7 protein-coding genes and 1 pseudogene are annotated in these 8,244 nt (G+C 47.3%); 4 read left to right on the top strand and 4 right to left on the bottom strand.

Annotated elements, in window-relative coordinates; translation table 11 throughout:
- Positions 1-687 (bottom strand): annotated as a pseudogene (locus Q0605_RS02750) (ferredoxin); the annotation flags it as partial.
- Between the two features lie 166 nt (positions 688-853).
- Here Q0605_RS02750 and selA point away from each other — a divergent pair.
- From selA to Q0605_RS02730, 4 genes are all read left to right on the top strand, one after another.
- Positions 854-2,464, top strand: coding sequence for an L-seryl-tRNA(Sec) selenium transferase (selA, locus tag Q0605_RS02745; RefSeq protein WP_298704016.1), 1,611 nt, complete (start codon positions 854-856; stop codon positions 2,462-2,464).
- On the top strand, positions 2,457-4,277 hold the full coding sequence (gene selB / locus Q0605_RS02740) for a selenocysteine-specific translation elongation factor (RefSeq protein ID WP_298704013.1): 1,821 nt from the start codon (positions 2,457-2,459) through the stop codon (positions 4,275-4,277). The genes selA and selB overlap by 8 nt, the downstream gene beginning before the upstream one ends.
- A 51-nt stretch (positions 4,278-4,328) precedes the next feature.
- The gene (locus Q0605_RS02735) at positions 4,329-5,042 is read left to right on the top strand and encodes a histidine kinase (RefSeq protein ID WP_298704010.1); all 714 of its coding nucleotides are present in this window, start codon (positions 4,329-4,331) and stop codon (positions 5,040-5,042) included.
- A 319-nt stretch (positions 5,043-5,361) separates the two neighbouring features.
- A complete protein-coding gene (locus tag Q0605_RS02730) occupies positions 5,362-5,580 on the top strand; it encodes a hypothetical protein (RefSeq protein WP_298704008.1) in 219 nt (72 codons plus the stop codon).
- Here Q0605_RS02730 and Q0605_RS02725 read toward each other — a convergent pair.
- From Q0605_RS02725 to rpmI, 3 genes are all read right to left on the bottom strand, one after another.
- Positions 5,527-7,488, bottom strand: a complete 1,962-nt coding sequence (locus tag Q0605_RS02725; RefSeq protein WP_298704005.1) for an autotransporter domain-containing protein — start codon at positions 7,486-7,488, stop codon at positions 5,527-5,529. The two genes, Q0605_RS02730 and Q0605_RS02725, sit on opposite strands and share 54 nt — an antisense overlap.
- A 128-nt stretch (positions 7,489-7,616) precedes the next feature.
- Positions 7,617-7,973 carry a 50S ribosomal protein L20 gene (gene rplT / locus Q0605_RS02720; RefSeq protein WP_295153159.1) on the bottom strand — a complete coding sequence of 119 codons (357 nt, stop codon included), beginning with the start codon at positions 7,971-7,973 and terminating at the stop codon, positions 7,617-7,619.
- A gap of 98 nt (positions 7,974-8,071) precedes the next feature.
- A partial coding sequence (gene rpmI / locus Q0605_RS02715; RefSeq protein ID WP_298704019.1) for a 50S ribosomal protein L35 occupies positions 8,072-8,244 on the bottom strand: 173 nt, incomplete at its 5' end.

Here is an 8,244-nt window from a genome sequence, read left to right as displayed (position 1 = left end):
GTTTTTCAAAATCGCCACTGTGGGGCAAATCTCCGCGCATGACGCTCGCAACTCATTTCGCCTACCTTGATACTGGCAAATCGCAGGATCGAAGATCGTGGAATTCTTATAATGATAAACCGGGCTTTTGGAATTTAAAATTTCTAAAATTTCATCGTCTTTTAGCCCCGAGATCTCGTAGCAGCCGCTTTGTCGCAATTGATAGGGCGCCGCGCCGCTAATCAAGAAAAAATCCGCCTCGGTCTCAACCTCATCCCGCTCGCTTAAAATCATAACCGTAAGATCGCCAATCTCGCCGTAGACGAACTTAATCTCAGCCCTGCTTAACACGATCACCTTAAATCCGTGCTGCCTAAGTAGCCCCGCAAGCTCCTCTCGCGGCTCATCACAGGCGAGAATTACGTTTTTTCCGACGGGCTTTTGATAGTCGCTATCTAGCGCGCCGTCGAAGGCGATATCTTTGGCGCGATACAAAATATCTACGTTTTTAGCGATTTGTAGCGGCTCATCTGCGGAATTTTCTATATAAAAATTTATCTCGGGCGCATAAATTTGCGCTTTTAATTTCGGCGAATTAGCGACGATAAATTCCTCTTTTTTCGCCCCCTCTTCATCGCCGCAAATTTCGATATCATCGCTTAAGACGACATCCTTTAGCCCCGCGGCGTAAAATCCATGTTCTTTCATAATCTATCCTAAATTGATAATTAGGCGGGTTTTACTCTTATTTTCTAAACAGCTTTTAAATTCTGCACTTAAAGTAAATCGAATTTAAATTAATAATTTTATAGATAAAGCAAAATCAAAGCTTTAAATGATAAAATCGTCTAAATTTTAAGGCATCGGGGTCGCAATGCAACAAATCAAACTACCAAAAATCGATAAAATCGCAAACGCGCAGGAGTTTCAAAACTGCCTCCGCCCGCAAATCATCAAAATCGCGCAAGAGCTCATCCGGCAGGAGCGCCGAAAGGCGCTGCAAGGAGGCGAGCTCGCAAGTGAAAGCGAGATCATTGCGCGCATCAAATCGCGCTACGAAAAATTTCAAAATCTAAGCCTCAAACCGCTCATTAACGCAACTGGCGTCGTGCTACACACAAATCTCGGCCGCAGCGTCATTGGCGCCGAAATTTTAGCCCGCGCGCAAAAGATCATCACCTCGTATTCAAATTTAGAATACGACCTATCAGAAGGCGCGCGCGGCAACAGATACGACTACATAGCGCTTTTGTGCAGCGAGCTCTTCGGCGCGCAGGACGCGCTCGTGGTCAATAACAACGCTGCGGCGGTCTTTTTGGTGCTAAATACGTTCGCGCGCGGACGCGAAGTCGTGGTAAGCCGCGGCGAGCTAGTCGAGATCGGCGGGAGCTTTCGGGTAAGCGAGGTGATGGCGAACTCTGGCGCAAAGCTCGTAGAGATCGGCACTACGAACAAAACCAAGCCGGAAGATTACGAGGAAGCGATCAATGAAAACACGGCGATCTTGATGAAGGTGCACCGCTCAAATTTTAAAATTTCGGGCTTCAGCTCTAGCGTAAGCGCTGCGGAAGTAGCGGCTCTCGCACGTCGCGCCTCACAGGCAAAGAGAGAATTTTTAGCGCTTAGAGCGGCAAGCTTTAAAAATTTAGCAGATCTTTGCGGCGGCTCTTCGGACACGGACGGCGAAATTCTAAATTCCGCGCAGAATGGTTTAAGCTTAGCGGCAGGCTCTGCGAATGCTCTAAATTTAAAAAGCGACGAGCTGTCCAAAAAGAGCGAGCGTTTTTATGAAGGCGGCGAGAGCGAAATTTCCGATAAAGCTTCTAAAATTTACCCCGCAAAATTTAGCATGAAAAAAGAGGAAAGCTTTAACGAGATCATCGATTATTACGATCTTGGAAGCGGCTACGCGAGCGAGCTGGGATTTGGGCTAGGCAAAAGCGAGCCATCCATTTTTGAGCTTTTAAAAAGCGGCGTGCGGCTGCTTAGCTTTAGCGGCGACAAGCTTTTCGGCTCCGTGCAGTGCGGCATCATCTTAGGGGATCGCGAGCTCATCGCACGCCTGCGCAAAAACCAGCTACTGCGAATGCTGCGCGTGGACAAGATCACGCTAAGCCTGCTTGCCGAGACGATCAAGGCGTACATAAATAAAGAATTTCACCTCATCACGACGATAGATCAGATCCATCTTAGCCTGGATGAGCTACGTGAGCGAGCGGAGTTAGTGCGATCGCGCATCGGCGTAAAATCTCAGATCGTGCCCACTACCACCTTCGTAGGCGGCGGTACGATGCCGAGCGCCTCCTACCCTAGCGTCGCGCTTGCGATACTTGACGGCGCAGAGCCGCAGAGCACGCAGACAAAATTTCGCGCTGCGGGCATAATCGGGCGGATCGAGGATGATAAATTTTTGCTCGATTTCAGATCGATTTTAAAAAGCGACTTGCAAGATTTAATAAAAAAGATCGGAGAAATTTATGAATAGCGTAATCATCGGCACCGCAGGCCATATCGATCACGGAAAGACCGCGTTAATCAAGGCGCTAAACGGCTTTGAAGGAGACCGAATGCCTAGCGAAAAAGAACGTGGCATCACGATCGATCTTAGCTTTTCGCATCTGCGCTCGGGAGACACCAACGTCGCATTTATCGACGTTCCGGGACACGAGAACTTAGTAAAGACGATGATTAGCGGCGCGTATGCCTTCGACGCTGCGATGCTGGTAGTCGCCGCGGACGACGGGCTAATGCCGCAAAGCAAAGAGCATATTCAAATTTTATCGCTGCTTGGAGTAAAAAGCGTGATCTTGTGTATCAGCAAGTGCGATCTGGTGGGCGACGCGCGCAAGGCGGAGGTCGCGGCGCAGTGCAAGGAATATATCTGCAAATTTAAAGATTTGCAAATTTTAAACACCTTTTTTATCAGCATAAAAGACCCCGCAAGCATCGCCGAGCTGAAAAACTATCTCTTTAATATCAAGCCCGCGCAGCGCCAAGGAGGCGGCGTGGTGCACTACTACATCGACCGCGTCTTTTCGCTTAAGGGGCTTGGCACCATCGTAACGGGCAGCCTCATTAACGGCGCGATTTCAAAGGGCGAGAAGCTTTATAACTGCGATCTGGGTAAAATTTTTAACGTCAAAAGCGTGCAGATACACGACGAGGACACGCCGCTAGCGCAGGCTCCAAACCGCGTCGCGCTAAGTCTGGACGCCAAAACGAGCGAGCTGCAAAAGGGGCAAATCCTAAGCAAAAAGGGCTTTTTCCGCGGCTTTAACGAAGCCGACTGCACCTTTAGCGGCGAAATTTCGCATAATCAAGACGTGCTGTTTTGCGTCGGAAGCAAGCAAAGCGCAGCAAAAGCGCTCATTTTAAAGGAACTTCCAAGCAGCGAGAAGCTCGTAAGCTTTAAATTTGATAAAACGATGTTTTTGAAATTCGGAGAGCCCTTCGTATGCTTGGCAAACTCGCGCGTAATCGGCGGCGGGCGCGTGCTAAACGCCGTGATCGAGCCGCTAAAAAAGCAGAGCAAAGCTGTGCTTCTCACCGCGCTTTTGAAGCGAAATTTCACCGAAGCGTTTAAAATTCTAAGCGGCTTTCACAAGCACGGATTCGGGCTATTTTCGGCCTATCAGCGCTTCGGAATGGAGTACGGCGAAGCGGTAAAGATCGCGCGCGGCTTAGAGGGGACGTATTTTGACGAGGCAAATTTATGCGTTTACGATCTAAGCGCGATCGAGGACGTAAAAAGCCTCATAAAATTTATCGTCTCAAAAAACGACTACGCGATCTTTTCGCCCGCCTCGATCGCCCTAAAGCTCTCGTGGGCTAGCGAAGAGCTCGCCGCGCGCGCGCTTAGCGAGCTTGAGCGAGGCGGCATTGTCTCCAAAAAGGGCGGAGTTTACGTAAAATCGGGGGTGGATTTTGACGCGCTCAAACAGAGCCTGGAGAGTAAAATTTTTGATCTCATCAAAAAGGGCGGCATAGCGCCATTAGCGCCTTATAACGTCTATGACGAGCTGGAGATTGACCGCAGTAGCGGCGATGACGCGCTAAAGAAGCTAACCTACGCCAAAAAGGTCGTCCGTCTCGCGCACAATCTCTTCGTCGAGGCCGAAAATTTAGCCCTGGCGGTCAAACGCCTCTACGCAATCATCGAAAAAGATGGCTTCGTAAACGTCACGAACGCCAAAGAGGAGCTAGGACTTAGCAGGAAATTCGTCATCTGCTATCTCGAGTACCTAGATAAAATGGGAAATATCGTGACGATCGACAATAAACGCTATCTGAAAAAGTAAAAATTTAAAATTTTGCACTACAATGCGCAGAATTTTTTGCAAAGGAAAAAAATGAAAAAAGCTATTTTAACTTCAGTTGCTCTCGTAGCGAGCCTAAACGCGGCTCTAAGCGACAGCGAAATTTTATCTATCTACGGCGGCGCGCCTCAAGGCATCGAAATAAAGGTCGCCGAGCGCATCCCGCTTAGCGAGCCAAAGGGCGTTGAGGCGGTCGTTTTAAAGATTTCTCAAGGCAATATGTCGCAAGAGGAGATCATTTTCACCCAAGGCGATCTGATCTTTACCGATATCATCGATCCTAAAAAACGCGTAGTCTATAAGGAGCAGATCAAACAAGACCGCATCGCAGGACAGCTAAGTAAGGTCTTCAAAGCAGAGAGCAAAGACAATATTATCAAGCTAGGAAACGATCCTAAAAAGCCTACGATTTTGATGCTGACGGACGCTTTGTGCCCATTCTGCCGCAAAGAGATGGCAAGGATCGAAGAAACGTTAAAAAGTAACAATGTCGATATCGTCATGACCTCCGTTCACGGCGATGACGGCCACGCAAAATCCGCGCTCATCTACAAAGAGATCAAAAATGCTAAAACTGACGAGCAAAAGATAGCGGTTTTTAAAAAATATTACGCCGAAGATAACAAAGCAGGCGCCAAAGACGTAAGCGCCGCCGAGCTAAACGCTGCAAAAGCCCTAGCTGCCAAATACTTCGGTGCGGGGGTAAACTCGGTGCCTTACATCATCGAACTAGACAAGCTAAAATAATCTCTCTTAAATTTTGCGGAGCGATCCGCAAAATTTCGCTTCTTTCACCCAATTTCGGTAGCTTTCAATCAATCTAAATTTTGCCTCGGATTATGAATACTGCCCCTTTGGAGTTCTTGCAATTCCGCTGCTTTTAAAAATTCCGCAGTTGCACCTAGTATAGAATTTTAAAATCTCTTACGGATGAAACGCGATCCACAAAGTCTTAAACGGGCAAAATCTTATAATTTTAAAACCCCCTCAGCGTCCGCGCGAAATTCTGTGGCAGCGATTCCATCTCGTCGCTTCGCATCCATAACGGCACAAAAAATGACCTTACATGGAATTTCAAAGTAGAAATTATGCGAGTAAAAATTTTACGGTCAAAATTTTAAAATTTCGCGGCAAAGCCCAGATAAAATTTAGCCGCAAATTTTTGATTTGCGGCAAAGAGGAATTTGCAGTTATGCTTCAGCCGCCTATCTTGGGCTACGTCCGATTAAAATCAAAATTCCACGTCAAAAGCGGCTCTAGCAAGGCTATTTTTGCTCTCGCTTAGCTCGTACGACGCGCTAAGTGCGACGCTTTGAAGGATCTTATATTTCAGTCCGATCGCGCCGTTAAACACGCCGCTAGAATAATCAAGCCCCTCGACGTCGTATCTGTCCGAATACTTTCTGCTCGCGTGATACGAATTACCGCTAAATCGATGCTCGTACTCCGCATTTGCGAATATCTGCAGATCGCCGAAAGCCTTGATCGCGTAAATTCCCGCGGTGCCGTTCGGCGCGGTTTTTGAAGCGGAGCTAAATTTAAGCCTGGATATCGCATCTTCGTCCACCCTAATCGCTCCAAACCCCAAATATGGCTTAATGTAGCCGTTTTCAAATAAGAATTTGTACCCAGCTCTCGTACTAAAATCCCAAATTTGCGACTTGTATTTCGCGCCGTGGATAGCGCCGAATCCGTTATTGGTTTCAAATTTATGATCGTTCGTCGAATATGTTAAATTTACCGCCAGATCCACGTTCTCGTTAAAATCGTATCTACCCGCCAGACCGAGCTCGTAGGATTTGATGTTTTCTTTCACGCCGTCGAATTTACCCTCATACCAAGCGTCCGATTTTTGGTACCCAAAGATCACGCCCAGCGTAAGATCATCCACTCTCTTGGAGGCTCCGAGTAAAATTCCGTCGCTCTTGTAATCGTATTTGACGCCGCCCGAGCGGTCTTTGTAATCCCCGCCATAGTTTCCGATCGCGCTTACGTTTACGTTAAACTCCTGCCCGTCGGTGTCGGTTAAATTTTTATAAGCGGAATTTCTTGCAAGCTTTGTAAGATCCAGATCGACCTTCGAGCGCGGCATCTCGATGCCTACCCGGTTGCCGCCTCTTGCGACCTGCGAAAACAGGCTGCCGTTTTTAGGCGTGAAATTATTGATCGCCAGCATCAGCGCTTCAAAATAGGTAGGCAGATCGTCATATCCGCTAGGATAGGCATTCGTATCGGAGGTGATAAATAGATTTGCCGCGTTGCGCTCGCGAGATAGCCTTATGATCTCGTCGTATTGATCGGGTCTGGCGTTATATATGACATGCAAAATTTTAGAGGAATTTGCCGGGTCTTTTTCAAACTCAGAGGTTCTAGGACGATAGTGGTTTATGTAGTCGTCCGCGCTCACCTCTTGCAGCATCCAAACGTCCGCATAAGGGGCTATGGCGTCGCGCACGCCCCAGCCGTTGTTTGCCAAAACGAGCATTCCCGGATATTTAGTCTTGATATAATTGTAGATACTCTGCATATAAGAGATAGTTGCGGGATTATTTTCGGTTTTGACCTCGTCGATGAAGTATCCTGCGATATTTTCTCTACCGTAGAAATTTACGAAATTATCGATATCGGCATAGACTAAATTTAGATTTCTAGTAGAATTTTTGGTATAGGTATAGCCTAAATTTGCTATGCCCGCCGCAATATTTCGCTTCATCTGAACCGCGTCTTCGTCCCTTCTGACCAGATATTGCGTAGTTTGATCGCCCGGTATCGCCGCCTCGTATGAACCGAAAGCCACATAAGGAACCAGCGCGCCGCCTATATTGGTAATGCCGTTCCAAAATTCGGCATTTACGCCACTATTGCCCGTCCAGCGAAACGCAGGCATCATAACGCGCTGATTATTAAGCCTGCCCGAATATGAGCCCTTTTTGGCAAAGCCCCTTGCGTACTCGAGCTTGATACGAAATGAGTTTTCATACTCGTCGCTCGCGGAGTTATCGCTAGCCGCGTCGCGCCTGCTTAATTTCGCGCCCAAGCTATCCGCAGCGCTCATTACATCGGAACGGGAAGTGTTGTTGGAAGGTGATTTTTGCGCGTTTGCATAGCTCCAGGAATTCTGCTCGCTCGCATAGCCGAACCCTGCTGCACCGATAAGCGCAAGAGATACGATTTTTTTCAAAGACTTTAGCATTCTGCACCGCCTCAAATAAAATTATCCAAATTCTTAAATTTCGACAAATTTGCGGACGCGCTTTTAAAATTAAAAGCTTTATCGAAATTTAAAAATTTAGCCGCCTTAAGACGGCCAAATTTTAAAGCTTATTTTAATGCCGCTTTTGCCTTCTTTGCGACGGTTGCAAAAGCTTCGGGATCGTTCATAGCCATATTTGCTAAAATTTTTCTATCAAGCTCGATGCCCGCTTTTCTAAGTCCGTTTATAAATTTAGAATAGCTGATGTCGTTTAGCCTGCAAGCTGCATTGATGCGCACTATCCAAAGTCTGCGGAAATCGCGTTTTTTCGCGCGTCTGTCACGGAAGGCGTAAACGAGGCTTCTCTCCAGCTGCTCTTTGGCCTTTCTGAAATGTTTGCGTCTTGCGCTATAAAATCCGCGCGCAAGCTTTAGCACCTTGTTGTGACGGCGGCGTCTAACGATGCCCGTTTTTACTCTTGCCATATTAATCCTTTCTTAATCGGCGTCCCTTTGGGGATCTTGCCCTAAAATCCATAAATTTAGGGGAGTTTGAATGACTTTCGTCAAAAACTAACTTCGCACTATTTGCAAAGCATTTTTTTAACCGCAGATACGTTCGTAGAATCGACGTATTGGGCCTCGCGCAAATTCCTCTTGCGTTTTTGAGACATCTTCGTCAAAATATGGCTGCGAAACGCCGAGCCTCTTTTGATCTTGTTTTTGCCCGCTTTAAAACGCTTGACGGCACCGCGCA

Origin of the sequence: uncultured Campylobacter sp., assembly GCF_938017705.1 — a bacterium.
GTDB lineage: Bacteria > Campylobacterota > Campylobacteria > Campylobacterales > Campylobacteraceae > Campylobacter_B.
Note: the sequence above shows the minus strand (reverse complement) of the source record. Positions and strands in the feature narration are given on the sequence as shown.

Excerpts from the sequence above, each read along its gene's own strand:
- Q0605_RS02730 (WP_298704008.1), top strand. The coding sequence starts at position 5,362 with ATGGAATTTCAAAGTAGAAATTATGCGAGTAAAAATTTTACGGTCAAA.
- selB (WP_298704013.1), top strand. The coding sequence starts at position 2,457 with ATGAATAGCGTAATCATCGGCACCGCAGGCCATATCGATCACGGAAAG.
- rplT (WP_295153159.1), bottom strand. The coding sequence starts at position 7,973 with ATGGCAAGAGTAAAAACGGGCATCGTTAGACGCCGCCGTCACAACAAG.
- Q0605_RS02725 (WP_298704005.1), bottom strand. The coding sequence starts at position 7,488 with ATGCTAAAGTCTTTGAAAAAAATCGTATCTCTTGCGCTTATCGGTGCA.
- selA (WP_298704016.1), top strand. The coding sequence starts at position 854 with ATGCAACAAATCAAACTACCAAAAATCGATAAAATCGCAAACGCGCAG.
- Q0605_RS02735 (WP_298704010.1), top strand. The coding sequence starts at position 4,329 with ATGAAAAAAGCTATTTTAACTTCAGTTGCTCTCGTAGCGAGCCTAAAC.